The 26,773-nt window shown below is 58.2% G+C and carries 26 protein-coding genes; 11 read left to right on the top strand and 15 right to left on the bottom strand.

What is annotated here, in order from left to right; all coding sequences use genetic code 11:
* The first annotated feature begins 11 nt into the window (after positions 1 to 11).
* Positions 12 to 806, top strand: coding sequence for an AraC family transcriptional regulator (locus M8318_RS20125; protein WP_262664217.1), 795 nt, complete (start codon positions 12 to 14; stop codon positions 804 to 806).
* Here the strand turns inward: M8318_RS20125 and leuA are convergent.
* Positions 758 to 2,434 (bottom strand): 2-isopropylmalate synthase, encoded by a 1,677-nt coding sequence (leuA, locus tag M8318_RS20130; RefSeq protein ID WP_262664218.1) that lies wholly within the window; start codon positions 2,432 to 2,434, stop codon positions 758 to 760. The genes M8318_RS20125 and leuA overlap by 49 nt on opposite strands.
* 209 nt (positions 2,435 to 2,643) lie before the next feature.
* Positions 2,644 to 3,189, bottom strand: coding sequence for a GNAT family N-acetyltransferase (locus M8318_RS20135; RefSeq protein ID WP_262664219.1), 546 nt, complete (start codon positions 3,187 to 3,189; stop codon positions 2,644 to 2,646).
* A gap of 271 nt (positions 3,190 to 3,460) precedes the next feature.
* On the opposite strand from M8318_RS20135, the gene M8318_RS20140 reads away from it, so the two are divergent.
* The 3 genes from M8318_RS20140 (at position 3,461) to M8318_RS20150 (ending at position 6,736) form a co-directional block, all read left to right on the top strand.
* The gene (locus tag M8318_RS20140) at positions 3,461 to 3,913 is read left to right on the top strand and encodes a SymE family type I addiction module toxin (RefSeq protein ID WP_262664220.1); all 453 of its coding nucleotides are present in this window, start codon (positions 3,461 to 3,463) and stop codon (positions 3,911 to 3,913) included.
* Between the two features lie 382 nt (positions 3,914 to 4,295).
* The gene (locus M8318_RS20145; protein WP_106992658.1) at positions 4,296 to 4,790 is read left to right on the top strand and encodes a molybdopterin-dependent oxidoreductase; all 495 of its coding nucleotides are present in this window, start codon (positions 4,296 to 4,298) and stop codon (positions 4,788 to 4,790) included.
* 17 nt (positions 4,791 to 4,807) lie between these two features.
* Positions 4,808 to 6,736 carry a putative bifunctional diguanylate cyclase/phosphodiesterase gene (locus M8318_RS20150; protein ID WP_262664221.1) on the top strand — a complete coding sequence of 643 codons (1,929 nt, stop codon included), beginning with the start codon at positions 4,808 to 4,810 and terminating at the stop codon, positions 6,734 to 6,736.
* A 46-nt stretch (positions 6,737 to 6,782) separates the two neighbouring features.
* Here the strand turns inward: M8318_RS20150 and M8318_RS20155 are convergent, their stop codons facing one another.
* On the bottom strand, positions 6,783 to 7,235 hold the full coding sequence (locus tag M8318_RS20155) for a winged helix-turn-helix transcriptional regulator (protein WP_262664222.1): 453 nt from the start codon (positions 7,233 to 7,235) through the stop codon (positions 6,783 to 6,785).
* A gap of 148 nt (positions 7,236 to 7,383) precedes the next feature.
* Between M8318_RS20155 and agp the strand changes: the two genes are divergently transcribed.
* Positions 7,384 to 8,625 (top strand): bifunctional glucose-1-phosphatase/inositol phosphatase, encoded by a 1,242-nt coding sequence (gene agp, locus M8318_RS20160; protein WP_262664223.1) that lies wholly within the window; start codon positions 7,384 to 7,386, stop codon positions 8,623 to 8,625.
* Positions 8,626 to 8,662: 37 nt separating this feature from the next.
* On the opposite strand, the gene M8318_RS20165 is transcribed toward agp, so the two are convergent.
* Positions 8,663 to 8,890: a YccJ family protein gene (locus tag M8318_RS20165; RefSeq protein WP_262664224.1), complete on the bottom strand. Its 228-nt coding sequence runs from the start codon at positions 8,888 to 8,890 to the stop codon at positions 8,663 to 8,665.
* A gap of 20 nt (positions 8,891 to 8,910) precedes the next feature.
* Positions 8,911 to 9,507 carry an NAD(P)H:quinone oxidoreductase gene (wrbA, locus tag M8318_RS20170; protein ID WP_106992662.1) on the bottom strand — a complete coding sequence of 199 codons (597 nt, stop codon included), beginning with the start codon at positions 9,505 to 9,507 and terminating at the stop codon, positions 8,911 to 8,913.
* 393 nt (positions 9,508 to 9,900) lie between these two features.
* On the opposite strand from wrbA, the gene M8318_RS20175 reads away from it, so the two are divergent.
* Both M8318_RS20175 and M8318_RS20180 read left to right on the top strand, forming a co-directional pair.
* Positions 9,901 to 10,077 (top strand): con-10 family general stress protein, encoded by a 177-nt coding sequence (locus M8318_RS20175; RefSeq protein ID WP_250588815.1) that lies wholly within the window; start codon positions 9,901 to 9,903, stop codon positions 10,075 to 10,077.
* A gap of 141 nt (positions 10,078 to 10,218) precedes the next feature.
* Entirely contained in the window at positions 10,219 to 11,142 is a 924-nt protein-coding gene (locus M8318_RS20180) for a DMT family transporter (RefSeq protein ID WP_225759101.1), read from the top strand.
* Here M8318_RS20180 and rutG read toward each other — a convergent pair.
* From rutG to rutA, 7 genes are read right to left on the bottom strand one after another with little or no spacing between them, the layout of a single operon-like run.
* Entirely contained in the window at positions 11,130 to 12,461 is a 1,332-nt protein-coding gene (rutG, locus tag M8318_RS20185) for a pyrimidine utilization transport protein G (protein WP_262664228.1), read from the bottom strand. The genes M8318_RS20180 and rutG overlap by 13 nt on opposite strands.
* Before the next feature lie 20 nt (positions 12,462 to 12,481).
* Positions 12,482 to 12,973 carry an NADH-dependent FMN reductase RutF gene (gene rutF / locus M8318_RS20190; RefSeq protein ID WP_262664229.1) on the bottom strand — a complete coding sequence of 164 codons (492 nt, stop codon included), beginning with the start codon at positions 12,971 to 12,973 and terminating at the stop codon, positions 12,482 to 12,484.
* 9 nt (positions 12,974 to 12,982) lie between these two features.
* Complete coding sequence (locus M8318_RS20195) at positions 12,983 to 13,573, bottom strand: malonic semialdehyde reductase (RefSeq protein ID WP_262664230.1); 591 nt, start codon at positions 13,571 to 13,573, stop codon at positions 12,983 to 12,985.
* Positions 13,570 to 14,382: a pyrimidine utilization protein D gene (gene rutD, locus M8318_RS20200; RefSeq protein WP_262664233.1), complete on the bottom strand. Its 813-nt coding sequence runs from the start codon at positions 14,380 to 14,382 to the stop codon at positions 13,570 to 13,572. The genes M8318_RS20195 and rutD overlap by 4 nt, the downstream gene beginning before the upstream one ends.
* A gap of 7 nt (positions 14,383 to 14,389) precedes the next feature.
* A complete protein-coding gene (gene rutC / locus M8318_RS20205; protein ID WP_106992667.1) occupies positions 14,390 to 14,776 on the bottom strand; it encodes a pyrimidine utilization protein C in 387 nt (128 codons plus the stop codon).
* A gap of 11 nt (positions 14,777 to 14,787) precedes the next feature.
* A complete protein-coding gene (gene rutB / locus M8318_RS20210) occupies positions 14,788 to 15,480 on the bottom strand; it encodes a pyrimidine utilization protein B (RefSeq protein ID WP_106992668.1) in 693 nt (230 codons plus the stop codon).
* Complete coding sequence (gene rutA / locus M8318_RS20215; RefSeq protein ID WP_262664234.1) at positions 15,480 to 16,571, bottom strand: pyrimidine utilization protein A; 1,092 nt, start codon at positions 16,569 to 16,571, stop codon at positions 15,480 to 15,482. The genes rutB and rutA overlap by 1 nt, the downstream gene beginning before the upstream one ends.
* 290 nt (positions 16,572 to 16,861) lie before the next feature.
* On the opposite strand from rutA, the gene rutR reads away from it, so the two are divergent.
* Positions 16,862 to 17,500: an HTH-type transcriptional regulator RutR gene (gene rutR / locus M8318_RS20220; protein WP_262664235.1), complete on the top strand. Its 639-nt coding sequence runs from the start codon at positions 16,862 to 16,864 to the stop codon at positions 17,498 to 17,500.
* On the opposite strand, the gene M8318_RS20225 is transcribed toward rutR, so the two are convergent.
* Together M8318_RS20225 and putA are read right to left on the bottom strand one after the other, a co-directional pair.
* A complete protein-coding gene (locus M8318_RS20225; protein ID WP_262664236.1) occupies positions 17,497 to 17,892 on the bottom strand; it encodes a lysozyme inhibitor LprI family protein in 396 nt (131 codons plus the stop codon). The two genes, rutR and M8318_RS20225, sit on opposite strands and share 4 nt — an antisense overlap.
* Positions 17,893 to 17,999: 107 nt before the next feature.
* The gene (putA, locus tag M8318_RS20230) at positions 18,000 to 21,962 is read right to left on the bottom strand and encodes a trifunctional transcriptional regulator/proline dehydrogenase/L-glutamate gamma-semialdehyde dehydrogenase (RefSeq protein ID WP_262664237.1); all 3,963 of its coding nucleotides are present in this window, start codon (positions 21,960 to 21,962) and stop codon (positions 18,000 to 18,002) included.
* Between the two features lie 420 nt (positions 21,963 to 22,382).
* On the opposite strand from putA, the gene putP reads away from it, so the two are divergent.
* Both putP and M8318_RS20240 read left to right on the top strand, forming a co-directional pair.
* Positions 22,383 to 23,891, top strand: coding sequence for a sodium/proline symporter PutP (gene putP / locus M8318_RS20235; protein ID WP_262664238.1), 1,509 nt, complete (start codon positions 22,383 to 22,385; stop codon positions 23,889 to 23,891).
* 102 nt (positions 23,892 to 23,993) lie between these two features.
* On the top strand, positions 23,994 to 24,413 hold the full coding sequence (locus tag M8318_RS20240) for a DUF3574 domain-containing protein (protein ID WP_262664239.1): 420 nt from the start codon (positions 23,994 to 23,996) through the stop codon (positions 24,411 to 24,413).
* An 84-nt stretch (positions 24,414 to 24,497) separates the two neighbouring features.
* Here M8318_RS20240 and M8318_RS20245 read toward each other — a convergent pair whose 3' ends face one another.
* Positions 24,498 to 25,682 carry a NupC/NupG family nucleoside CNT transporter gene (locus M8318_RS20245; protein ID WP_106992675.1) on the bottom strand — a complete coding sequence of 395 codons (1,185 nt, stop codon included), beginning with the start codon at positions 25,680 to 25,682 and terminating at the stop codon, positions 24,498 to 24,500.
* A gap of 251 nt (positions 25,683 to 25,933) precedes the next feature.
* Here M8318_RS20245 and efeU point away from each other — a divergent pair, with 251 nt between their 5' ends.
* Positions 25,934 to 26,767: an iron uptake transporter permease EfeU gene (gene efeU, locus M8318_RS20250; RefSeq protein ID WP_262664240.1), complete on the top strand. Its 834-nt coding sequence runs from the start codon at positions 25,934 to 25,936 to the stop codon at positions 26,765 to 26,767.
* Positions 26,768 to 26,773 lie beyond the last annotated feature (6 nt).

Raw genomic sequence — 26,773 nt, forward strand, 5'->3', positions numbered from 1 at the left:
ATAAATAACCTATGACAACCCAACAGCAGTTCAGCTTTGCCACCCGCCCGCTGGTGCCCTTTGCCCATGATTATACCCATGGCGAAACGGAACCCTGGCACAGCCACACCTGTGCCCAGCTTCTGCATACCCTCAGCGGGGTGGTGCGCGTGGAGACGGTGCAGGGGTTCTGGATTGTGCCGCCGGGGCGGGGCGTCTGGCTGCCCGCCGGGACGCAGCATCGCCTGCTGATTACCGGCAACGTGGCGGCCCGGACGCTGTTTATCGATCCCTTTGGCCGGGCGGATTTACCGTCGGTTTGCCAGGTGGTACAGATTTCCACCCTGCTGCGCGAGCTGATCATCGCCTCACTGCAGTTGCCGGAACGCTATGCGGCGGGCAGCCGGGCGGAGCGCATTTATGAGCTGATCCTCGATGAAATCCGCGGGATAAGCGTGCTGCCGTTCAATCTGCCTCAACCCGAGGCTCCTGCGTTGCTGGCGCTGTGCCGTCAGATTCAGGCTGAGCCGGGCACCCGCTGGACCACGGCGCTGGCCGCCAGCCAGCTCAATATCAGCGAGCGTACCCTGCTGCGGCACTTTCGCCAGCAGACCGGGCTGGCGTTCAGCGAATGGCTGCGCCGGGCGCGGCTGATGGAGGCACTGAACCGCCTGGCCCAGGGGCAGTCCGTGCTTCGGGTAGCGCTGGACCTCGGCTATGAGAGTCACAGCGCCTTCAGCGCCATGTTCCGCCGCACCCTCGGCGTGGCCCCGAGCGACTACTTCCAGCCCGAGTCGCTCTCCGGCAACGCGTTCAACAGCGCCTGAAGCGACGCCCGGGAAACATCGTTGTCGATGCCGGTTCCCCAGCGGCTTACGCCCTGCTTAAAGCTGCAGCGGATATAGGCCGCGGACCGGCTTTCGCTGCATCTGCCGAGCGTATGCTCGTGATAATCCTCGATCGCGAACGTCAGGTTAAAGCAGCTCTTTATCGCACCGGCGGCGGCCGAGAGCAGGCCGTTGCCTCTCCCCTCTAAGGTTACAATCCCGTCGGCGGTCTGCACACGGGCCCACAGGGCCAGCCCACCGTCCGTCTGGCTTTCGGTCCGGTAGTCCAGCAGCTGGTGCGGGGCGAGCTGATGCGGGCCATACAGCTCGCGATAGAGCTGCCATAACGCGCTCAGCGTCATCTCGCTCCCTTCCCGGTCGGTGTGCGCCTGGACGTGGCGGCTGAAGTCCTGCTGCAATGCCCGGGGCAGTACCAGACCATGATTTTGCTCCAGCATCCAGGCCGCGCCGCTTTTACCTGACTGGCTGTTGACGCGGATCACCGCCTCATAGCTGCAGCCGATATCGTTCGGGTCGACCGGCAGATAGGGCATCTCCCACCGCGGGGAGGCTGACTGTTCCCGGGCGTGAAAACCTTTCTTGATCGCGTCCTGATGCGAGCCGGAAAAGGCGGTAAACGCCAGCTTGCCGGCGTAAGGATGGCGCGGATGCACCGGCAGCTGGTTGCACTGCTCCACCAGATCTACCACCAGCTTCATATCGCTGAAATCGAGCTGGGGTGAAACCCCCTGGCTATAGAGGTTCATCGCCAGCGTCACCAGACAGACGTTCCCGGTACGCTCCCCGTTGCCAAACAGGCAACCTTCCACCCGGTCGGCTCCGGCAAGCAGGGCCAGCTCGGCGCTGGCGACGCCGCTGCCGCGATCGTTATGGGGATGCACGCTGATGCAGACCTCACGTCGGCGGGAGAAGTGACGACAGAAGTACTCAATCTGATCGGCATAGACGTTGGGCGTGTTGACCTCGACCGTAGCGGGCAGGTTAACGATCATCGGCCGTGCGGAAGAGGGCTCCCAGACATCCGCCACCGCTTCACAGATTTGCAGGGCAAATTCCGGCTCGGTAAAGCAGAAGGTTTCCGGGGAGTATTCGTAGTTCCAGTGCGTCTGCGGGTTGGCTTCGCACAGGGCGCGGATCTGGCGCGTGGCGCTGACGGCGAGCTGGATAATGTCTTCTTTGCTCTGGCGAAAAACCAGCTGGCGGAACAGCGGCGCGGTGGCGTTATAGAGATGCACCGTGGCGCGTTTAGCCCCCTCCAGCGAGGAAAAGGTACGCTCAATCAGATCGCTGCGCGCCTGGGTGAGCACCTGAATGGTCACCTCATCCGGAATGCGTTGCTCTTCAATCAGCTGACGGACAAACTGAAAATCCGTCTCTGAGGCGGAGGGGAACGCGACCTCGATCTCCTTAAATCCGCACTTCAGCAGCTGCTCCCAGAAGCGCAGCTTGCGCGGGATATCCATCGGCTCGGCCAGGGCCTGGTTTCCATCGCGTAGGTCGGTGGAGAGCCAGCGCGGGGCCTGGGTCAGGATCTTGTCCGGCCACTGGCGGTCGGGTAAAGCAATCGGGGCAAAGGCGGCGTACTTCTGCGAGGGATTAGGCAGCATGGTTTTTCTCCAGGTGATGTTGTGTTGTTATCCTGGCGAAAAAGGGGGCAGGGTACTGGCGCAAAACTGACAACCTGTGGCGAGGATCCGCCATATCAGGCCGCCGATGACTTGAGCTTCAGTCAGGGGCGGATGCTGTCGGAGGAGGGGTTATGATCGTGACGCGCCGCGCCGCAGTGGGGAAGGTTCATGTCACGTGGCGACTCGGGTTACGGATTTAACCGCCGCCACTCCTCGCGGGTGATTTCCCACAACTCCGTGTCCAGCTCACCGGCAACGTATTGCCCTTTTTCTACACGCACTAACCGCATGCCGCTGCGCTCGGATAAGCTTCTGGACCGGCTATTGATGGCGGCTTTCGGGGCGCGTAACACCTCGCGATCCAGGTCGGTAAACCAGAAGCGGGTTACCGCCTGGCAGGCTTCGGTCATATAACCCTGACCCTCATATTCCGGGACCAGCCAGAAGCCGCGGTTATTGTCCGGCGTATCCATCAGGCAAATGACGCCGATGACCTCCTGCGGCTCCGCTTTCCGGCGTAGCGTCCAGAACCAACCTTTACCTTCTTTGCTTGCCGGCAACGCCACGTTTTCAACATAGTGCTGCGCCCCGTTATCGGGATAGGGCCAGGGGACGCTGGCGACCAGGTAACGGACAATTTCCCATCGGGGAAAGATACGCTGGATCTGGGGGGCATCTTCGGGGGTGAGAGGTTTCAGCAGCAAGCGTTCGGTTTCGAGCGGTGGGGTGGCCATGACTTATTTTCCTGTTGCTAGTAATTACGCCCCTGCAGAGGGTTAAGAAAGACGTTCAGTGGTCGGCCGCCTTAGGACGCATATTTTTCTGAAGGCGCCTCGCATTTATTTCACAAGCAGGTACTGTATTTATATCCAGCAAGTTAAAATACAATATCTATTAAAGAGTGCATGAACAAAAAACGGGAAGCGTTATTTAAAAATCGCGGCATAAAGGTAGTGGAATACCCTTATGCCGCTAACCACAAAACAACTGAATGGAGAGTTGATTATGGCTGAATGGAATTTTAAGCCAGGTTACGAGTTTGCCCAAACAAATTCAGAGCCATTACCGAAAAATACCGAAAACCACGAGCTTGTACGCAAAAACAGGACCGATCGTCTGCATGGGAAGGAGACTTGTGAAGCGAATGTGCATCAGCGGGCCGCAACGCAGGAAGAGAGTTCGGCGTGCTGTGAGCTATATGCGCGGATCCACAACAGATATCTTCCGCTAAGCGGTGACTGGCTGCCTAAGGCGGGTTTTATTAGCGGCATGCCGGTGAAAATCCGGGTAATGAAAGACTGTATTGTGATTACACCACAGCACACCCGTGAGTTATGGGGATGTCTGGAAGGGATGAGTGTGGTGCATATCAATAAACAAAAAGTGGTGCAATGGCTGAAGACGTTCCCGGGAGCACTTAATGATACAGGGGATGTGCCTGTGATTAAGCGGGGGTAGGGGGAAGTAAACCGGGGCCCAGCCTTTACGCTGGACCCCGGTGGGGCATAGCTTCGATTTATCAACCAAGGCACTAACTGCAAAACAACGATACCCTGTGGTCGCAAGATAAATTAGACCTTCATCTCTGTGAGGGTTTATTTACACTCATCAACCCGCTGGCTTGTTTTTTGTACAAGCAGAATAGGGTTTAACCTGCCCCAAATAACAATTCAGACCTTCCTTAATCCAGTTCAGGAAACGCCAAAGTCGTTAACTCTTTGATTTTAATGCATTAAATTTTTAATGGAATTTATTGAATCCATAATGCCCTGGTGACATATATTAATAGCATTATAACTAAATTATACTTCTGTACATACGACGGAAAGGTGAGGCTAGAATGCGGTTAATTGTCTTGTTGTTAAGCTTTGTGATATCCACCCAGGCCTGGGCTGGTGAGCTTTCCAAACCTGCCGGTAAAGTCCTTTTAACGATGTCCGGTAATATACAAAATACAAATGAAGACGGGAAAGCCGTTTTTGATATCGCCAGCCTTGAGAAACTGGGCATGGTCAGTTTCCAGACCACTTCTCCCTGGTACGATGGGCGCCCTACCTTTACGGGTGTTCCCGTGCAAAAGCTGATGGATTATGTCGGGGCGAAGGGGACTGTCGTTAAGGTCACCGCGCTCAATGACTACACCACCATTATCCCTCTCAATGATTTCAAAAAATACAACGTTATTCTGGCCTTGAAAATCAACGGAGAATATATGCGTATCCGTGATAAAGGCCCTTTATTCATCGTATATCCCTATGACAGCATACCTGAACTGAACAATCAGATTTACTATTCAAGATCTGCATGGCAGGTCAGCAAAATGACGATTGAATAGGCGTTCAGGAGAGCATCATGAACAGGATACTGGCGGGCATCATTTTTTTCCTCTTTATCTCCACCGGATATATCTCTTTTCTGGTGCATGAAAGGCAACAAGAGTTACAAAAACTGACCCACTACACCGATTCATGGTCTGCTGCGCAGCTGGTATCAGAATATTACCGATTTGAATCCGTGCTGGGGCTTTACACTGTCGATGACACGCTATCGATCGATGATGTCCGCCTGCGTCTTGACATTATGCTCAGCCAGAGTGATTTAACGAAAGAAGGTGATTTAGGGCGCTATATTGAAAGCAATAAAGCGCATCAGGAACTGGCTCTCCACCTTGAAAAGACACTTAAATATCTGGATGTTCATCTTGAGAAAATGACCCGTTCAGAACTCGAAACATACCTGAAAACAATGCACACACTCGATGCGCCATTAAGCCATCTTTCATCCAGCGCATTGGATAAGGATGTTACCTCGATTAATAGTGCTAACCTCAAAATTCAAACTCTGTATTATATTTATTCAACGACCTCTGTTCTGCTGATCATACTGAGTGCCATATTAGGTACGCTGATATTCTATCAGAACAGAAATATTCTTCAGGCGCATCTTCAGGTAAAGAGCCTTGCTGAAGAGCTTCAGACATCAAAAGAAAAACTGCAAATCCAGAATGCACAGCTGGAATATGACGTCTATCACGACTCCCTTACCGGAATGAATAACCGCCAGTTTTTCTGGGATAATCTAAAAAAAGTCATCGAGATTGCAGAAAGAAATAATAAAGCGGTAACGGTGATGTTATTTGATTTAGATCGGTTTAAAGAGATTAATGATAGCTGGGGTCATGATGCAGGCGATATGCTGTTACGTCAGATATCCGACCGTCTGACGTCGATCAGCCTGACATCAGAAACGCTTTATCGCTTAGGTGGAGATGAGTTTGCCTGTCTTTCGTCTGGCCTGACAGAGAGCAGCGCTGTCCTGCGAGCCCAAAAAATATGTGAGGCTATCAACCAGCCCTACACGATTGATAACACGATTGTAAATATCGCCACCTGTGTTGGTATCGTTATTTCAGAGACTGAACGCCGCGCCGACTATCTGTATAAATTTGCCGATCTGGCGCTGTATGAAGCTAAAAAAGAGGGCTCCGGTCAGATAAAAGTCTTCCGCCAACGCATGCTACAAAAGCTGCTGGAAAGCCGAACCCTTGAACACGATATGGCCATGGCGTTAGTGAATAAAGAGTTCGTGGTCTATTATCAGCCGATCGTCGATTCGTTCACCCAGGATATTTACAGCTATGAAGCCCTTATTCGTTGGGTGCATCCTCTGAAGGGGCTTCTGTCGCCGGATAGCTTTATTCCGGTGGCTGAAAAAACAGGCATGATTAATGAGATGGGGAAATCGGTGCTGGAAATGGCCTGCAGGGAAGCGGCGTCCTGGGCGGTTCCGGCAAAAATTTCAGTGAATGTCTCACCTGTTCAGCTAAGCAGCAAAGCCTTTGCCGGAATAGTGTTGTCCATCCTCAAAGAGACCGGCCTTCAGGCCGACCGTCTTGAACTGGAAGTGACGGAGTCTTCTCTCTTTGCCGGGAGCAGTACGCCGGTAAATACGCTTAACAAGCTCAGATCCCTGGGCGTGAAAATCTCCATCGATGATTTTGGTACCGGATACTCTTCTCTTTCCCGACTGAGTAAGCTTGCCTTCGATAAAATCAAAATCGACAAGTCCTTCGTGCATTCGATCTCTACCCAGGAAGATGCCCTGACGATAATCAAACTCATCACGGGTATGGCGAAGTCCCTGAATATGAAGACGGTTGCAGAGGGCGTTGAAACGCAGGAGCAGCTGGAAAACCTCCAGGCGCTGGGCTGCGATCTCGCGCAAGGCTATCTGTTTGGAAAGCCTCAGCCGGGTATCGATGGGAAAATCAGAAACGGTTAAATCGCGAACCTGCTTCACGCTGTAAAGTGAACGGGGCGATACCCTGTCATCCCTCAGCCAGCGGATACTTCGCCACTACCTCCTCTGGCCCCAGTTCCCGCCCGTCACTCGCCACCATCGCCAGCTTCTGTAGCGGCTTCCGATCCCGGGCATCCACCAGCACCGTCCCGACATCCCCTTCAGCAAACAGATGCGCATTCCCCCACTGGGAGAGCGCCACCAGCACGGTTTGCAGGGCGCGGCCCTTTTCGGTCAGAACATACTCCTGCCACGCACTGCCGTCAGAGGCGGGTTGCAGCACCAGGATCCCTTCGTCCACCAGCAGTTTCAGCCGGGTTGCCAGCATATTTTTCGCAATCCCGAGGCTCTTCTGGAACTCGCCAAAACGCGTCACCCCGCTCAGGGCATCGCGCACAATCAGCAGTGACCACCAGTCGCCGATAATATCCAGCGAGCGGGCAACAGGGCAGGGACTCTCTTCCAGGCGGGTACGTTTCACGGCGGCTCCTTATCAGTAGTGAGTTTTATTATAAAACCATTCTGGCCCGGCGTACAAAGTAAGCCGTCACTTTGCGGGTGGGCTCCAGGTAATCCGTCACAAATCTGTCACACTGTTTACGACGATAAAACAGAGTGAGGAATTAGGGATGAGAAAAGCACTAATCGCTGTCGCCGTGGCGGGCAGCATCGGCCTGTCGGGTGGCGTTCAGGCGCAAACCGCGCCGGAAGGGTATCAGCTGGAACAGGTTCTGATTATGAGCCGTCATAACCTGCGCGCGCCGCTGGCCAATAACGGCAGCGTGCTGGAGCAGTCGACCCCGGAAAAATGGCCGGAGTGGGATGTGCCGGGCGGGCAGCTCACCACCAAAGGCGGGGTGCTGGAGGTCTACATGGGCCACTACATGCGTGAGTGGCTGGCGGAGGAGGGGGTGGTGACCGCCGGGGAGTGCCCGACGGCAAACAGCGTCTATGCCTATGCCAACAGCCTACAGCGCACGGTGGCAACCGCCCAGTTCTTTATCACCGGGGCCTTCCCGGGCTGCGATGTGCCGGTGCACCATCAGGAACAGATGGGCACCATGGACCCCACCTTTAACCCGGTGATCACCGATAACTCCCCGGAATTCCGCGAGAAAGCCCTGCAGGCGATGAACACTGAGCGCCAGGGAATGAAGCTCGACGAGAGCTACCGGCTGCTGGAGCAGATGACCGATTACAAAGATTCGCCGTCCTGCAAAGAGAAACAGGTCTGCTCCCTGACCGAGGCGAAAGACACCTATAGCGCCGAGTACCAGAAAGAGCCCGGTGTCTCTGGCCCGCTGAAGGTGGGTAACTCGCTGGTGGATGCGTTCACCCTGCAATATTACGAAGGCTTCCCGCTGGATCAGGTGGCATGGGGCGAGATCAAAACCGACCAGCAGTGGCGGGTGCTGTCCCAGCTGAAAAATGGTTATCAGGATTCGCTGTTCACCTCGGCGGAGGTGGCGCGCAATGTGGCAAAACCGCTGGTCAAGTACATCGACAACGCGCTGGTCACCGACCAGGCGAAAGCGCCGAAGGTCACGCTGCTGGTGGGGCATGACTCCAACATCGCCTCGCTGCTGAAAGCCCTCGACTTCAAACCCTATCAGCTGCCGGGTCAATACGAGCGCACGCCGATTGGTGGCAAGATCGTCTTCCAGCGCTGGCACGACAAGACCGGCAACCGTGATTTGATGAAAATTGAGTATGTTTATCAGAGTACGGAGCAGCTGCGTAATGCCCAGGTGCTGAGCTTAAAAGCGCCTGCGCAGCGCGTCACGCTGGAGCTGAACGGCTGTCCGGTGGATGCGGATGGATTCTGTCCGGTAGAGACGTTTAATACGCTGTTGAACACGGCGGCGAAGTAACTGTAACCCTCTCCCCACCGGGGAGAGGGGAAAGCAATCAGACGTTTTTGCGCTCAATGGTCTGCTCGCCCCAGAACAGCGAGTCTTTGTCGGTTTTGTCGAAGGCGATCACCAGCACTTCATCGTTGCCTTCTTCCCAGATTTTCTCTGCCAGTTTTTCGTCATATTTCGCGACTTCAAAAATCGCCTCGGCGATCTCCGGTGACGTATTACGTAAACGCGCGAATTCACCGACGCGATGTGCTTTAGCTTCTTGAGTAGGCATAGCGATCCTCCAGTTGAGAGTTAACCCTTCAGTTTAGCAGCCAGACCGGCAACGTGTTCACCCTGATAGCGGGCAATGTTCAGTTCCGCTTCCGACGGCTGGCGCGAGCCATCGCCACCGGCAATCGTCGTAGCCCCATAAGGCGTGCCGCCGCGCGTCTGAGAAATATCAAACAGCTCCGGTGTTCCGTAGCCGATCGGCACAATCACCATACCGTGATGGGCAAGGGTGGTCCAGGTTGAGGTGATGGTCTGTTCCTGACCGCCGCCGGTGCCGGTGGAGCTGAACACGCTGGCGATCTTGCCGTGTAAGGCATTCTTCACCCACAGCCCGCCCGTCTGGTCGAGGAAGGTGCGCATCTGTCCGGCCATATTGCCGAAGCGTGTTGGGGTGCCAAAAATGATGGCGTCGTAGTCGCCCAGCTCCTGGGGTGATGCCTCAGGGGCGTCCTGCGCTTTTCCCCCGGCTTTGGCAAAGGCGTCTGCCGGCATGGTCTCCGGTACGCGTTTAATCACCACCTCAACCCCCTCGACTTTCCTGGCGCCGTCCGCCACTGCATGAGCCATGGTTTCGATGTGTCCGTACATGGAATAGTAGAGCACCAGAATTCTCGTCATTTCGCTTCACTCCTCGCATGATTTTTAAGGCAGCGGCATGCTGCCCTCATTTAAAGATATGACGTGACAGCGAGACTGCAAATCTGGACGCCATTTATTTGATTTCAAACATAAAACCGGACACCCTTTCTTCCGTAGCAAAATGACACATTTTCGCTATTGTAGATTTCTGGAATGATAAGAATGGCTTATGGTTTCGTTTCGGCGACCGTCATACGAAAGGCTGATTTCATATTGCAGAATATTACGGTTAGCTGGATGAATGCTCACACTCCACTAAGCTTAGGTTCACGTGGCGCAGATAAAGAGACTTTTTTAGCGTCGCCAGGTGAAAGAATAGCCTTCACTGAAAGCAGTATTAAGTCTTATGTTTTATAACTCTGGAGGTCCGACATGGCAAACCATCGTGGTGGGTCAGGTAATTTTGCAGAAGACCGTGAAAGAGCATCAGCAGCAGGACGTAAAGGTGGCCAGCAAAGCGGGGGGAATTTCAAGAATGATCCTCAACGCGCATCCGAAGCTGGCAAAAAAGGGGGCAAAAATAGCCATGGCGGCAACAAGAGCAGTTAAGTTGTAGCCAACTGAAGTATGGGTCTCATGACCACAGGCACCCCCCGCCGCCGGGATCCCCGGCGGTTTTTTTGTGCCTGTTATTGAAGTGTTATCAAATTCCTTTCACACTAGCGGATTCACTCTTTTTGCTGGTGCCTCATGTCCTCCTCCCGTTATGCCTTTTCGATCAAACCGCAGGAAGCGATCCTGATCCTTATCACCATGTTCTGGGGTGGGACATTTCTTGCCGTGCAGTACGCGGTCACGCTCAGCGATCCTTTCTTTTTTGTCGGCCTGCGTTTCGCCACGGCGGCCATCGCGGTAGCGATCATCTCGTTGAAAACACTGCCTGGCCTGACCATGACCGAGCTGAAAGCCGGTCTGGCGATCGGCGTCTCTATTGCGATGGGCTACAGCCTGCAAACATGGGGTTTACAGTCGATCCCCAGCAGTAAGTCGGCATTTATCACCGCCATGTATGTCCCGCTGGTGCCACTTTTACAGTGGCTCTGCCTGCGCCGGATGCCGGGCGTGATGTCCTGCATCGGCATCGTGCTGGCTTTTATCGGCCTGATCCTGCTGGCGGGGCCCGACGATAACCTGCTGGCGCTCGGCAAGGGGGAGATAATCACCCTGGTGGGCGCGGTGGCGATTGCCGCGGAGATTATCTTGATCAGCGCCTGGGCCGGTAAGGTGGACGTTAAGCGTGTCACCGTCGTGCAGCTGGCGACCGCCTCGCTGGTGGCGTTTCTGGCCATGATCCCGGCCGGGGAGTCCGTCCCGCCGATCTCATCCGGGCTGGTGATTGTCGCCCTTGGGCTGGGGATTTTCAGCGCCATCATTCAGGTAACGATGAACTGGGCCCAGCGCAGCGTCTCGCCGACCCGGGCGACGGTGATCTATACCGGGGAGCCGGTGTGGGCGGGGATATTTGGCCGTCTGGCGGGGGAGCGCCTGCCGCTGCTCGCCCTGGTGGGAGCTGCCTTTATCATTGCCGGCGTGCTGGTGAGCGAGCTGAAGCTGAAAAGAAAGAAAAAGGCGCTGGCGGAGGCCGACAGCGCCACGCTGGATCAAGGTTCCTGAGTCATGACTTCGCCGCCCTGAGCTACCCTCGCCACCCGGCGGCTGAGCAGGGCGTTGAGCGCAATCGCGCCAAAGGTGGCGGTGCCGATCCCGCCGAGGGTAAAGCCCCCGAGTGATAGAGCGAAATCACCGGCGCCCAGCACCAGGGTCACGGCGACCATAATCAGGTTGCCGTTCTGACTGAGATCGACCCGGTTCTGCACCCAGATCCGCGCCCCGGCCACCGCAATCAGGCCAAACACCACAATCGACGCTCCGCCAATCACCGCCGCCGGGATGGTGTGGATCAGTGCGCCAAATTTAGGTGAAAAGCCGAGCAGGATAGCGATGACTGCCGCCGCCACGAACACCAGCGTCGAGTAGACTTTGGTCACTGCCATGACGCCGATATTCTCGGCATAGGTGGTCACGCCGCTGCCGCCCACCGAGCCTGAGAGCATGGTCGCCAGCCCGTCACCGACGAAGGCCCGCCCCATGTACGGGTCCATATTGCGCCCGGTCATCCCGGCCACCGCCTTCAGGTGGCCGAGGTTTTCCGCCACCAGAATTACCGCCACCGGGGCGATCAGCATCATCGCCTGGCCGTTAAAGGTCGGCGAGGTGAGCTGCGGCAGGCCGAACCACGCCGCCTGCTGGACAAGGGCAAAATCAACCGGTTTGCCAAGCCCGAAAACGCTGGTCAGCAGGGCGTAGATCAGGCAGGCGAGGATCAGCCCGACCAGGATCAGCAGCCGCTGGATCATCCCCCGGGTAAACACCGCTACCAGGCCGATGCACAGCACCGTCACCACCGCCATCCAGCTGTCAAACGCCGAGCCGGAAACCCCTTTCACGGCGATGGGGGCCAGGTTCAGGCCAATCGCCATTACCACCGCCCCGGTGACCACCGGCGGCATCAGCCGTTCGATCCAGCGGGTACCCAGCTTCATTACCACCAGGCCAATCACCGTATAGATCGCCCCGCAGGCGATGATCCCGCCCAGGGCGACGCTCAGCTGCGGGTTGATCCCCTGACCGCTAAAGCCCGTCGCGGCAATCACCACCCCGACAAAAGCCGCGCTGGAGCCGAGATAGCTTGGCACCCGTCCGCCGGTAATGAAGAAGAACAGCAGGGTGCCGATGCCCGACATCAGTATCGACAGGTTGGGATCCAGCCCCATCAGAATGGGCATCAGCACCGTGGCACCAAACATCGCCACCGCGTGCTGCACCCCCATCACCGCGGTTTGCGCCAGCGGGAGACGTTCATCCGGCGCGACCACGCCGCGTTCATCTGAGGTCGATTTCAACTGCCAGTGAGGAAAACCGAATAGTGCCATCAGCTGCTCCTTAAGGAGGATTAACAGGCGGGTCGCATCAGGGCGTGGTAGCCGCGGTCAAACCACACCAGGCCCTGCGGCACCGGGTGGCGGGTAATTGCAACGATCTCGCAAAACAGAATGTCGTGGGTGCCCACGCTCACCACCTGGCTAATCCGGCAGTCGAACGAGGCCAGCGCGTCCGCCAGGCGCGGACAGCCGGTGGCCCCGGTCTGCCACTCAGCGGCGGCAAAGCGATCGGCCATTGGGGTTTTACCCCCGAACAGATTTGAGAGCGACTCCTGCCCGGCGCTGAGGGTGTTAACGCACAGGGTGCGGTTGTCGTTAAATATCGGCCACACCGAGGCGCCGCGATTGAGGCATACCAGCAATGTCGGCGGTGAATCGGTGACGCTACACACCGCGCTGGCGGTAAAGCCCGCCTCGCCGGCCGGGCCGTCGGTGGTGATGATGTTTACCGCCGCCCCCAGACAGGCCATCGCATCCCGAAAGTCTTGTTTATCAAGGTTCATCTTCGCTCCTTATAGCAGCCCGCAGGCGTCGTCAAAACTCAGGCGCGGCAGTCGGCCGTACAGCTTGCTGGTGTCGCCGTAGCCAATGTTGATCAGCAGATTGCTTCTCAGGTTGCTGCCGGTGAAGAAGGCCGCATCCACCTTCTCCCGGTCGAAGCCGGACAGCGGCCCGGTATCGAGCCCCAGCGCCCGACAGGCAACAATCAGATACGCGGCCTGCATCGTGCTGTTGCGAAAGGCGGTCTCCTCCGCCAGCTGCGGGCTGGCGGTGAACCAGCTCCGGGCATCGCCATGGGGAAACAGCTCTGGCAGCCGGTCGTAAAACTGGCTGTCCCAGGCCACGATGGCCGTCACCGGGGCGGTGAGGGTCTTTTGCAGGTTGCCGCTGGAAAGCGCCGGACGCAGCTTCTCTTTGCCTGCCGGGGTGCGGATAAATACCATCCGCGCCGGGGAGCAGTTGGCGGAGGTCGGCCCCCACTTCATGAGGTCGTAAATTTCGCGCAGCGTCTCGTCGCTGACCGGGCGATCCAGCCAGCCGTTATGGGTGCGCGCGTCGGTAAACAGCGCGTGCTGGGCGGTCGGGGTGATGGCTTCACTCATGGCAGCTCCTTCGATAAACGTTCGTGGCGGTGCAGCAGGCTGGCGAGCCCGTTTTGCAGCAGGGCGTTGAAAACCTCCGGCTCGGTGACGTTGCAGGCGTGGCCGCCCCGGGGCATCACCGTGATAACGCTGTCGGGCAGAGCGGCGTGCAGCTGGGATGAACAGACGGCAGGCACCAGCAGATCGTCGGCGGAACAGATCATCTGCACCGGGCAGCGGATATGCGTTGTCTGACGACTGAAGTCGGCCCGCTTCAGGGCATTCAGCCTGCGCAGCAGGGTGGTTTTGCCCTGGAAATGGGCCAGCGCCAGGGCCTCTTCGGCCTCCATGCGCGGCTGACGGGCAGCCATCCAGTCGGCGGGATAGAGAAACAGCGGCTGAGCCTCGACCCACGCCTGGGCGCCACCGGCATGCAGCAGCCGCTCGCGCACCTGGAAACAGCGCCGGGTATGGGGATGCAGCGTCAGCCAGCCGTTGACGGACACCAGCGCCCGGATGGACGCGGGACGATCTACCGCCAGCTGCAGGCCGATCAGCGCGCCCAGCGCATGGCCCACCACGCAAAAGCGCGTGATCCCGGCGGCCTCCAGCGCCTGCCACAGCTCATCGGCCATCTGCGCCAGGCTGTAGGCCTCCGGCAGCTCGCCGGGGTTGTTGCCGGTGCCGCGCTGGTCATAGCAGACCACCTGATACTCCAGCTCCAGATCAGCCAGCTGGGGCAGCCAGTAGCTGCCGCTGCCCCCCAGCCCGGCGATCAGCACCACCACCGGTGCGCCGTCAAAGGGTGGGGGAGAAAGGGAAAGATTCATGGCAACCTCACCGGCCAATGTGGGCGATGGTGGCGATCTCCACCAGCGCCTCGGGTTTCACCAGCCCGCACTGAATGCAGAACCGCGCCGGTTTGTCGCCGGGGAAAAACTCGGCGTAGATCTCGTTAATCGCGGCGTAGTTTTTCCAGTCGGTAATAAAGATGCTGTTGAAGGTCACGTCCGCCATCGTCCCGCCCGCCGTTTCGATAACGCGCTGGATGGTCTGTAGCACGTGACGGGTTTGCGCCTTTGGGTCATCGGGAAACACCACGTTGTTGTGGGCGTCGAACGGCAGGGTGCCGGAGACGTAGACCACCCCATCCGCCAGGGTGCCCGGGACGAAGGGGGCAATCGGGGTGCTGGTGCCCGGGGGAATAATCACAGATTTCGGCATTTTTGAGCTCCTCAGGCGATACGGGCATAAGCGGCGGGTGAAAGGGCATCGCAGAAGGTGGCGACGTCGCTGACCCAGCCAAAAAAGGTTTCGATATTAAACAGCGCGGCCTGCTGGGCAAACGCCGGCCCGGCCTGGTGCGTGGCGTCTTCCAGCACCACGCCGAAATACTCGAGGAAGAAGCCGTCGCGCAGGGTCGATTCCACGCAGACGTTAGTGGCGATGCCGGTAAAGATCAGATGGCGAATGCCGCGGCTGCGCAGCAGGCTGTCCAGCGGGGTATTAAAGAAGCCGCTGTAGCGCGGTTTCGGCAGCACGATATCCCCCGGCTCCGGCACCAGCTCGTTCACCAGCTGGTAATCCCAGCCGCCTTTCGCCAGCAGCTTGCCCTGCAGTTCCGGGCGCTGGCGCATGGTTTTCAGCGCATTCGATTTGTGGAAGTTGGGCGAGCCGGGGCCACCTGCCTCCACGTACTGTTCATCCCAGCCGTTCTGGAACCAGATAATCTGGATCCCGGCGGCGCGCGCGGCGGCGACGGCGGTTTTGATGTTCTCAATCACCGGTCGGGTGGCGGAGACGTCAAACCCGGCCAGGTCGAGATAGCCCCCGGGGCTGGCGTAGGCGTTCTGCATATCCACCACGATCAGGGCGCTGTGCTGCGGGTCGAAGGTGATGGCTTCAGGGCGTGCGGGTAATGTTGTCATTACGCCACCTCCTTCGTTAACGCAGGAAGATGAGATCGGCACTGCATCAGAGGCTGAATGCGCTCGCCGAAGGTTTCAATTCCGGTCAGGAAATCATCGAAGGTCAGCAGCACGCCCTCGGCACCCGGCACGCTGGCAACCTCATCGAGCATCCGCGCCACGCTGGCATAGGATCCCACCAGAGTGCCCATATTGATATTCACCGCCGAGGTCGGGTCGGCCATCTGCCGCACGTTTGTATCCGCCCCGGAGCGGGTATCTTTCTGACTCTGCTCGCTGAGCCAGCTCAGGGCTTCCTCGTCGGCCCCGGCTTTGTAATGTTCCCATTTGGCCCGCGCCGCCTCGTCGGTTTCATCGGCGATGACCATAAACAGCACGTAGGAGCCGACATCGCGCCCGGTTTTCTCTGCCGCCTCTTTCATCCGGGCCGCGGTTGGTGCAAAGGCCGCCGGGGTGTTAACCCCTTTACCGAAGCAGAAGTTGAAGTCGGCATATTTCGCCGAGAACTCCATCCCCGCATCGCTCTGTCCGGCGCAGATCACCTTCATCGGCACCGAGGGCTGCGGGCTGACCCGGCAGTCGTTCATGGTGAAGAACTCCCCTTTGAAATCGCTCTTGCCGGTGCCCCACAGATCCCGCAGAACCTGGACATACTCGGTCAGATAGTCGTAGCGCTTCGAGAAGTACTCATCCCCCGGCCAGAGGCCCATCTGCTCGTACTCCGGCTTCTGCCAGCCGGTGACGAGGTTAACGCCAAAGCGGCCGCCGGAGATGGTGTCGATGGTCGAGGCCATCCGCGCCACGATGGCCGGAGGCAGGGTAAGGGTGGCGGCGGTAGCGTAGATCTGGATCCGCGAGGTGACCGCCGCCAGCCCGGCCATCAGGGTGAAGGACTCCAGGTTGTGATCCCAGAATTCGGTTTTACCGCCGAAGCCGCGCAGCTTGATCATCGACAGGGCAAAGTCGAAGTGATAGTGCTCCGCTTTTTGCACGATGGCCTTGTTCAGCTCGAAGGTCGGCTTGTACTGCGGCGCGTGGGTGGAGATCAACCAGCCGTTATTGCCAATGGGAACGAATACGCCAATTTTCATCACGAACCTCTCTTCATCACAACGTGGGGGTGAAAGTCAGACGTGGCGCTGCATCCTGCATCTCCTGTTCAGCCGCGTAAGCCTGTTTTGCAAAGGCGATGCCAGGTTTGAAATTGTTAATGTTATTAACGTGTTAATGATTGGTTGATGAAATGCAGGTGGTGAAAGTGGACTGTCTGGTCAAAATAGTTGCACACAAAGCAGGCAGTCGTGCGCGGTGGCGGTGCAGATTGTCGTGGTAACAGCAGGGTTTTTGCTATGCTGGGAGCAGATCAACAAGGAGTGAGTCCATGGCACAAGGCGCAGTGAAAACAACCGGTAAACGTTCGCAGGCGGTGAGCGCGAAAAAACAGGCGATCCTCACGGCGGCGCTGGAGACCTTCTCGCAGTTTGGTATTCACGGCACGCGGCTGGAGCAGGTGGCCGAGCTGGCGGGGGTGTCAAAAACCAATCTGCTCTACTACTTCCCGTCGAAAGAGGCGCTGTACGTTTCCGTCCTGCAACAGATCCTTGATATCTGGCTGGCGCCGTTGAAGGCGTTTCGTGAGGAGCTCACCCCGCTGGTGGCGATCCAGCAGTATATCCGCCTCAAGCTGGAGGTCTCCCGGGACTATCCCCAGGCGTCAAGGCTGTTCTGTCTGGAGATGCTGCAGGGGGCACCGCTGCTGAAAACGGTGCTGAGCGGGGATATGAAATCGCTGGTGGATGAGAAGTCAGCGATCATTGCCGGATGGGTTGCCACCGGCAAACTGGCGCCGGTGGACCCGCATCATCTGATCTTTATGATCTGGGCCGCCACCCAGCACTACGCCGACTTTTCCGCGCAGGTAGAGGCGGTGACCGGCAAGTCGCTCAAGGATGACGACTTCTTCCACAGCACGGTGGATAACGTGCAGCGGATGATTATCGAAGGGGTTCGGGTGCGTTAACTGGCGGGTGGGAGAGGGCAGCTTAAATCGCCCTCTTCGCACTGCATCAGCGAGGCCAGAAAGGCGTCGCGCTCGCTGGTTTTTTCCGTCATGCACTGGTTGACGATCATTGGCTGGACGGAGCCGCCAGCGGTGCCCGAGCCGATAACGGCGCAGTCGGCATCGCGCAGGGCGATCCACGCCTGTTGCGCCTTTTTCAACAGATCGCGCTGGGGTGCGGCGGCGCGCTTCATCACAGCCTGGTAAGTCTGGTTCAGGGTTTTATCCGCCGCCTGATATTGTTGCGCGGTGCAGGTGTTCAGTTCCAGTTGAGTGCTGGCGTTGGCACACTCATCCGCCAGGGCGCTGCTGCTCAGCAGTAACGCGGCACCTGCGATCAAAGCTCGTTTCATGACTCCCTCCGTATAAAAAAGCCGGGTGGCGGCTTCGCCTTACCCGGCCTACAACATCAAAACCGTAGCCCCGGTAAGCGTAGCGCCACCGGGGAGAGATTGCACGCTTAGCCGATGGTCATCAGGCTGGCGTTGCCGCCTGCGGCGGCGGTGTTGACGCTGAGCGAACGCTCCACGTACAGGCGTTCCAGCTGCAGATTGTCTTCGCCGCGGGCGAAGCCCTGCACCGACACAATCGCGCCTTTACGGTCTGCCACCAGCTCGCACAGCTCGCGCAGCTGGTCGGAATCCCCGTGATAGATCACCGCATCAAACGGCTGACTGGTCAGCACATCTGCTTTGGCAAAGCGAATACGGTCGGTTACCGCTTTCGGCAGCTGTTTTGCCAGATCGCGGTGCAGGCCATCTTCCGGCCACAGCACTTCACACCCGGTTGCCAGCGCCGCCGCCAGCTGAACCAGCGCATCCTGCTCGTTATCCGCCACGCACAGTACGCGCTCGCGCGGCATCAGGGTCCAGGTATTGCGCTCGCCGGTCGGGCCAGGCAGCACACGCTGGGTCCCGGCCTGGGCCAGCTCGCCATACTGCTGGCACAGGGCGCGCAGTTCCGGGCGTTTTTCTGCCCAGTTTGCCAGCGCTTCCAGCGGCTGCGTCAGCACCGCTTTCACCTGAGTGTCTACCGGCAGCAGGGCATCCTGACGCGCCAGGGTCACGCCGAGAGCGTTGGCCGGACGGTTCGCCAGCAGGCGGTAGAGGTACATTGGACCCCCGGCTTTCGGACCGGTGCCCGACAGCCCTTCGCCACCGAACGGCTGCACGCCGACGACCGCGCCGACCATATTACGGTTCACGTACAGGTTGCCGACCTTCGCGCTGCCGGTCACCTGGGCGATGGTTTCGTCGATACGGGTATGCACGCCCAGCGTCAGGCCGTAGCCGGAGGCGTTGATCTGCTCGATAAGCTGATCGAGGTTGTTACGGTTGTAACGCACCACGTGCAGCACCGGGCCGAAGACCTCTTTTTTCAGCTCGTCGAAGCTCGCCAGCTCGATCAGGGTTGGGGCCACGAAGGTGCCGGTCTGCCATTCGCGGGCATCTTCGCTGTTCTCACGCACCGCCTGGAATACCGGACGGCCCTTGGCGCGCATCGCCTGAATATGATTTTCGATGTTGGTTTTGGCTTCGGCATCGATCACCGGCCCAATATCGGTGGTCAGACGGCCCGGGTTGCCCATCCGGCATTCGCCCATCGCGCCACGTAGCATTTTCAGAGTGTGGTCGGCGATGTCATCCTGCAGGCAGAGCACGCGCAGGGCGGAGCAACGCTGTCCGGCGCTGTCGAAGGCCGAGGCCACCACGTCCACTACCACCTGTTCGGTGAGGGCAGACGAATCCACGATCATCGCGTTCATACCGCCGGTCTCGGCGATCAGCGGAGTCGGACGGCCCTGGGCATCAAGACGGGTAGCGATATTGCGTTGCAGCAGGGAGGCCACTTCGGTAGAGCCGGTGAACATCACCCCGCGCACGCGGTTGTCGGCGGTCAGTTTGGCACCGACGGTCTCGCCGCGGCCAGGCAGGAGTTGCACCACGCCAGCCGGGACACCGGCTTCCAGCAGGATGTTAATCCCCTGGGCGGCAATCAGCGGCGTCTGCTCGGCCGGTTTCGCCAGCACGCTGTTACCGGCGGCAAGGGCGGCAGCAATCTGGCCGGTGAAGATCGCCAGCGGGAAGTTCCACGGGCTGATACAGACCACCGGCCCCAGCGGGCGATGGGTTTCGTTGTCGAAGTCGTCACGGACCTGACCGGCATAGTAGTGCAGGAAGTCAACGGCTTCGCGCACTTCGGCGATGGCGTTGCTGAAGGTTTTCCCCGCCTCGCGCACCAGAATGCCAATCAGCTGCTGCATCTGATCTTCCATCAGCACCGCAGCGCGTTCCAGAATGGCGGCACGCTCCTGCGGCGGGGTGGCAAACCAGATTGGCGCGTTGTTTACCGCGCTATCGAGGGCCAGATCCACTTCCTGCTCGGTCGCTTCCCGGGCAAAGCCGACGATATCTTTCGGCTCGGCCGGGTTGAGCACTGGCTGCATTTCGCCGTTGCTCACCGGCTGCTCAAGGATCGGTTTGGCCTGCCATTTCTGCAGGGCACTGTTGAGCAGCGACGAGGAGAGCGACGCCAGACGGTGTTCGTTCGCCAGATCCAGGCCGGAGGAGTTGATGCGGCCTGCGCCGTACAGCTCGCGCGGCAGGGCAATCTTCGGATGCGGCAGACCGACCTGACCTTCCTGGGCTGCCATCTTCTCGACCGCCTGCACCGGATCGGCCACCAGCTCATCCAGCGGCAGGGTGGCATCGGCGATGCGGTTCACGAAGGAGGTGTTAGCCCCGTTCTCCAGCAGACGGCGCACCAGGTAGGCCAGCAGGGTTTCATGGGTGCCAACCGGGGCATAAATACGGCACGGACGGTTCAGTTTGCCATCCGCCACTTTGCCGGTGACCTGCTCGTACAGCGGCTCACCCATGCCGTGCAGGCACTGGAACTCGTACTGGCCCGGATAGTAGTTCTGCCCGGCCAGCTGATAGATTGCCGCCAGGGTGTGGGCGTTGTGGGTGGCAAACTGCGGGTAGATCAGGTTCGGCACGCCGAGCAGCTTTTTGGCGCAGGCGAGGTAGGAGACGTCGGTGTAGACCTTGCGGGTATAGACCGGATAGCCCTCCAGGCCCTCCATCTGGGCGCGTTTGATCTCGCTGTCCCAGTAGGCGCCCTTCACCAGTCGGATCATCAGGCGGCGACGGCTGCGGGTGGCGAGGTCAATCAGGTAGTCAATCACGAACGGGCAGCGTTTCTGGTAGGCCTGAATAACAAAGCCAATCCCGTTCCAGCCCGCCAGCTCCGGCTCGAAGCACAGTTTTTCCAGCAGATCGAGGGAGATCTCCAGACGGTCGGCCTCTTCGGCGTCGATGTTGATCCCGATATCATACTGGCGGGCCAGCAGGGTCAGGGACTTCAGGCGCGGGTAGAGCTCTTCCATTACCCGATCGTACTGGGCGCGGCTGTAGCGCGGATGCAGGGCGGAGAGCTTAATCGAGATCCCCGGGCCTTCATAAATGCCGCGGCCGTTGGAGGCTTTACCGATGGCGTGGATCGCCTGCTGGTAGGAGACCAGATAGGCCTGTGCGTCGGCGGCGGTGAGCGCCGCTTCCCCCAGCATGTCATAGGAGTAGCGGAAGCCTTTATCTTCCAGCTTGCGGGCGTTGGCCAGCGCTTCGGCGATGGTCTCCCCGGTAACGAACTGCTCGCCCATCAGGCGCATCGCCATGTCCACGCCTTTACGGATCAGCGGCTCGCCGCTCTTGCCGATAATGCGGTTCAGGGAGCGGGAGAGGCTGGCTTCGTTGTGGGTGGAGACCAGGCGGCCGGTAAACAGCAGACCCCAGGTGGCGGCGTTAACGAACAGCGACGGACTGCGGCCAATGTGGGAATGCCAGTTGCCGTTGCTGATCTTGTCGCGGATCAGCGCGTCGCGGGTGGCTTTGTCCGGGATACGCAGCAGCGCTTCCGCCAGACACATCAGGGCCACGCCCTCCTGCGAGGAGAGTGAGAACTCCTGCAGCAGGCTCTGCACCATCCCGGCACGGCCAGTGGCGTTTTTCTGGCTGCGCAGTTTTTCGGCCAACTGATACGCCAGGCTGTGGGCCTGGGAGGCAATCGGCTCCGGCAGGCGCGCCTGCTCCAGCAGCATCGGCACGGCATCGGTCTCTGCGCGGCGGTAGGCAGCGGTAATGGCCGCGCGGCTTACCGACTGGGGCAGGATCTGCTCGGCAAATTCAAGGAACGGCTGGTGGATCTCTTCGACAGCGTCGCTGTGCTCGTCGCTCTCATTGGCGGCACCGGACAGCAGGGCTGGCAGCTCTGGCAGGACGTCGTCACTCTCCAGCTTTTCCAGATAGTTAAAGATGGCCTGCTTAATTAACCAGTGCGGCGTGCGGTCAATTCGCGTGGCTGCCGATTTAATCCGTTCGCGGGTCGCGTCATCCAGCTTAACCCCCATGGTGGTCATGCCCATGCCAAAAACTCCTGTGATTCAGTAGCGCTAGTGTAGTTAACGTGAAATATCCACTATGTTGCAACTTTGTGCAACCTCGTTAAATGTGACCCGGTTTGCAAGCTGGAAAATGAATAGATTGTTACTTAATGGTTAACCGTAAAAAAGATGTGGATTTTCGCTTTCAACCCTGGTTTCATGCGGCGCTTAACACTTTTTGCAGGTGCAACCGCAAAAAACGTGAGCGAGTGCAACCTCCAGGAAACTGGTGTGAAACCGGGGATGAAAATGATGTAAATGCAGTGTTAAATCGTTTGTGTCATGGCAACGCATACGGCAGGATACGCGCGGCCAACAGAAACACACATCATCACCCCCTCGTTCCGGGGGTGGAATAAAGACAGCCGGGAAGGCTGTCGAACATCTTTGCGGAGTATTTAAATGGCAATTAGCACACCGATGCTGGTGACATTTCTTATCTATATTTTTGGCATGATCCTGATAGGGTTCCTTGCATGGCGTTCTACCAAAAACTTTGACGACTATATTCTGGGCGGACGCAGTTTGGGGCCGTTCGTGACTGCACTCTCTGCGGGCGCGTCGGACATGAGCGGCTGGCTGCTGATGGGCCTGCCGGGTGCCATCTTCCTCTCCGGGATCTCCGAAAGCTGGATCGCCATCGGCCTGACCCTGGGCGCATGGATTAACTGGAAGCTGGTGGCCGGGCGTCTGCGCGTGCATACCGAAGCCAACAACAACGCCCTGACCCTGCCGGACTACTTTACTGGCCGTTTCGAAGATAAAAGCCGCATCCTGCGTATTATCTCCGCGCTGGTTATTCTGCTGTTCTTCACCATCTACTGTGCCTCCGGCATCGTGGCCGGGGCGCGTCTGTTCGAAAGCACCTTCGGCATGAGCTATGAAACGGCGCTGTGGGCAGGGGCTGCGGCAACCATCATTTATACCTTCGTGGGCGGGTTCCTGGCGGTGAGCTGGACCGATACCGTGCAGGCCAGCCTGATGATTTTTGCCCTGATCCTGACCCCGGTAATTGTTATTCTCTCCGTGGGCGGGCTGGGTGATTCGCTGGCGGTTATCCAGCAGAAGAGCATCGAAAACGTCGACATGCTGAAAGGGCTGAACTTCGTGGCGATTGTCTCCCTGATGGGCTGGGGGCTGGGTTACTTCGGCCAGCCGCACATCCTGGCGCGCTTTATGGCGGCAGACTCGCACCACACCATCGTTCATGCCCGTCGTATCAGCATGGCCTGGATGATCCTCTGCCTGGGTGGTGCCTGTGCAGTGGGCTTCTTCGGGATTGCCTACTTCAACAACAACCCGTCCCTGGCGGGTGCAGTGAACCAGAACGCCGAGCGCGTGTTTATCGAGCTGGCACAGATCCTCTTCAATCCGTGGATTGCCGGTATTCTGCTCTCCGCCATCCTCGCAGCCGTAATGTCCACCCTGAGCTGCCAGCTGCTGGTCTGCTCCAGCGCCATCACGGAAGATCTGTACAAAGCCTTCCTGCGTAAGAACGCCAGCCAGAAAGAGCTGGTGTGGGTCGGGCGCTTTATGGTGCTGGTGGTGGCGCTGGTCTCCATCGCCCTGGCGGCAAACCCGGAAAACCGCGTGCTGGGGCTGGTGAGCTACGCCTGGGCAGGCTTCGGTGCTGCTTTTGGTCCGGTGGTGCTGTTCTCGGTGCTGTGGTCCCGCATGACCCGCAACGGCGCGCTGGCGGGGATGATTATCGGTGCGGTCACCGTGATCGTCTGGAAGCAGTTCGCGTGGCTGGGGCTGTACGAAATCATTCCAGGCTTTATCTTCGGCAGTATCGGGATTGTGGTCTTCAGCCTGCTGGGTAAAGCGCCGTCTGCCACCATGCAGAAACGCTTTGCTGACGCAGATGCGCATTACCACACCGCACCGCCAACGAAGTTACAGGCTGAGTAAGTTTAAAACACACTGTAAGCCGGGCATGCCCGGCTTTTTTCTTGCCAAAATCCGTGATTTACGTTGATATCGCTGTGCTTATAACAATGAGGATAGCGAAGTATGACAATCAAAACAGGGCTCATGGCTGGCGCACTTTTACTGCTGGCAGGCTGCAACGCCCCATCGCACAGCACCGCGGATACCACCTGCAAAGCCGATAATCAGATGCAGCAAACCACCCTCTATTTCGGCCTGAACCGTCCGGCAGGGGAGGCGATCACCGGCCAGGAGTGGCAGCAGTTTGTCGACCAGGATGTCACCCCGCGTTTTCGCGATGGCTTAACGGTGTTTGATGCGCGTGGGCAGTGGCTGGGGAATGACGGGAAAGTGGCCCGCGAATCGAGCAAGGCGCTGATGCTGATCCACGGTAAAGATGCGCAGAGCGAGAGCAATATCGAGGCGCTGCGGGGGATCTATAAGCAGCGCTTTGCCCAGGAGTCAGTGATGCGCGTCGACCAGCCGGTGTGCGTGCAGTTTTAAACCCGCCCGGCGGCGCTGCGCTTGCACGGGCCTACGGTTTTGTAGGCCGGGTAAGCGACAGCGCCACCCGGCATTAGCACAATATTAAAGAACCAGCCCCGCAAAGCTCGCCGATAACAGGCTCACCAGCGTGGCGCCGTACACCAGGCGCAGGCCAAAGCGCGACACCACGTTGCCCTGCTGCTCGTTCAGCCCCTTAATCGCCCCGGCCACAATGCCGATCGAGGCAAAGTTGGCGAAGGAGACCAGGAACACCGACAGAATGCCCAGCCCGCGCGGAGTCATCTGTGCCGCGATTTTTTGCAGCTCAATCATCGCCACAAACTCGTTTGCCACCAGCTTGGTCGCCATAATCCCGCCCGCATGCAGGGCATCGCTCAGCGGAATGCCCACCAGCCACGCCAGCGGATAAAAGACATAACCCAGAATCTGCTGGAAGCTCAGGCCGAAGACGCTGGAGAAGAGGGCGTTGACGGCGCTGATCAGGGCAATAAAGCCAATCAGCATCGCCAGAATAATCATCGCCACTTTGAACCCGGCCAGAATATATTCTCCCAGCATCTCAAAGAAGCTCTGGGACTCATGCATCTTCTCCAGCTTAATTTCCGGCTCCGCTTCCGGGCGAGTCGGGTTAATCACCGTCAGGATAATAAAGGTGCTGAACATATTCAGGATCAGCGCCGCCACCACATATTTCGCCTCCAGCATGGTCATATAGGCCCCGACAATCGACAGTGAAACCGTCGACATCGCGGTGGCCGCCATGGTGAACAGACGACGCGACGAGAGATCCCCCAGCACCCCTTTGTAAGCAATGAAGTTTTCCGACTGGCCGAGCGTCAGGGAGCTGATGGCGTTGAAGGATTCGAGCTTGCCCATGCCGTTAACCTTCGACAGCAGGGTGCCGACAACGCGGATAATCACCGGCAAAATACGCCAGTGCTGCAGAATACCGATCAGTGCGGAAATAAAGATAATCGGACACAGGACGCCGAGGAAAATAAAGGCCAGCCCTTTCTCACCCATTCCGCCAAATACAAAGTTGGTCCCTTCGGCGGCATATTTCAGTAGCGACTCGAAGAAGCCTGAGACGTACTGAATAACAAACAGACCGCTTTCGGCGTGCAGGAAAAAGAATGCCAGCGCAATCTCAATCACAATAAGTTGGATAACGTAGCGAATGCGAATGTTGCGGCGGTCAAAGCTGACCAGCCACGCCAGCGCAAGGATAACCACCAGCGCCAGCAGGAAGTGCAGGAATTGATACATAGTTGATTTTCAGCAGATTAATGAGGCGCTTATTTAGCCACAGCCCGCTGTAACCGTAAATGAACTTTTACGACATAACTTATGAACCATTTAGTCACCTGAGTGATTATTTTCTGCTTATGGTTTTACATCCTGTCATCAAAACGCAGCATATTTCGCTTGTGTTTCTTTTTGCCGTAATGATAATCACTATCACAAGAATTTACTTTTCTTTGCATCAGTTGACCGTGAATAACATTTAAGGTGTCGGCATGTTTGTTCCATTTCTCATTATGTTACGTGAAGGCCTCGAAGCGGCTCTTATTGTCAGCCTGATCGCCAGCTATCTGAAACGTACCCAGCGCGGCCGCTGGATCGGCGTGATGTGGATCGGCGTCTTCCTGGTTGCCGCCCTCTGCCTGGGTCTGGGCATTGCGATCAACGAAACCACCGGTGAATTCCCGCAAAAAGAGCAGGAGCTGTTTGAAGGCCTCGTGGCGCTGATTGCGGTGGTGATCCTCACCTGGATGGTGTTCTGGATGCGTAAAGTGTCGCGTAACGTCAAGGTTCAGCTGGAGCAGGCGGTGGACAGCGCCCTGGCGAAAGGCAATCACCACGGCTGGGCGCTGATCATGATGGTCTTTTTCGCCGTGGCGCGTGAAGGGCTGGAGTCGGTCTTCTTCCTGCTGGCCGCCTTCCAGCAGGATGTCGGCATCTGGCCGCCGCTGGGTGCGGTGCTGGGTCTGGCCGCTGCGGTGGTGCTCGGTTTCCTGCTCTACTGGGGCGGGATCCGCCTTAATCTCGGCGTCTTCTTCAAATGGACCAGCCTGTTTATTCTGCTGGTGGCCGCCGGGCTGGCCGCGGGGGCGATCCGCGCCTTCCATGAGGCGGGCCTGTGGAACCACTTCCAGGATGTGGCGTTCGATCTCAGTAACGTCCTGTCCACCCATTCGCTGACCGGCACCCTGCTGGAAGGGGTCTTCGGCTATCAGGAAGCGCCGAGCGTCAGTGAAGTGGCGGTCTATGTCATCTATCTCATTCCGGCGCTGGCGCTGTTCTTTATGCCATCGCGTCCAGGCACGCAGCCGTCGCATACCGCGCCCTGAAGTGCT

This window comes from Leclercia tamurae, assembly GCF_025566055.1.
Lineage (GTDB): Bacteria > Pseudomonadota > Gammaproteobacteria > Enterobacterales > Enterobacteriaceae > Enterobacter > Enterobacter tamurae.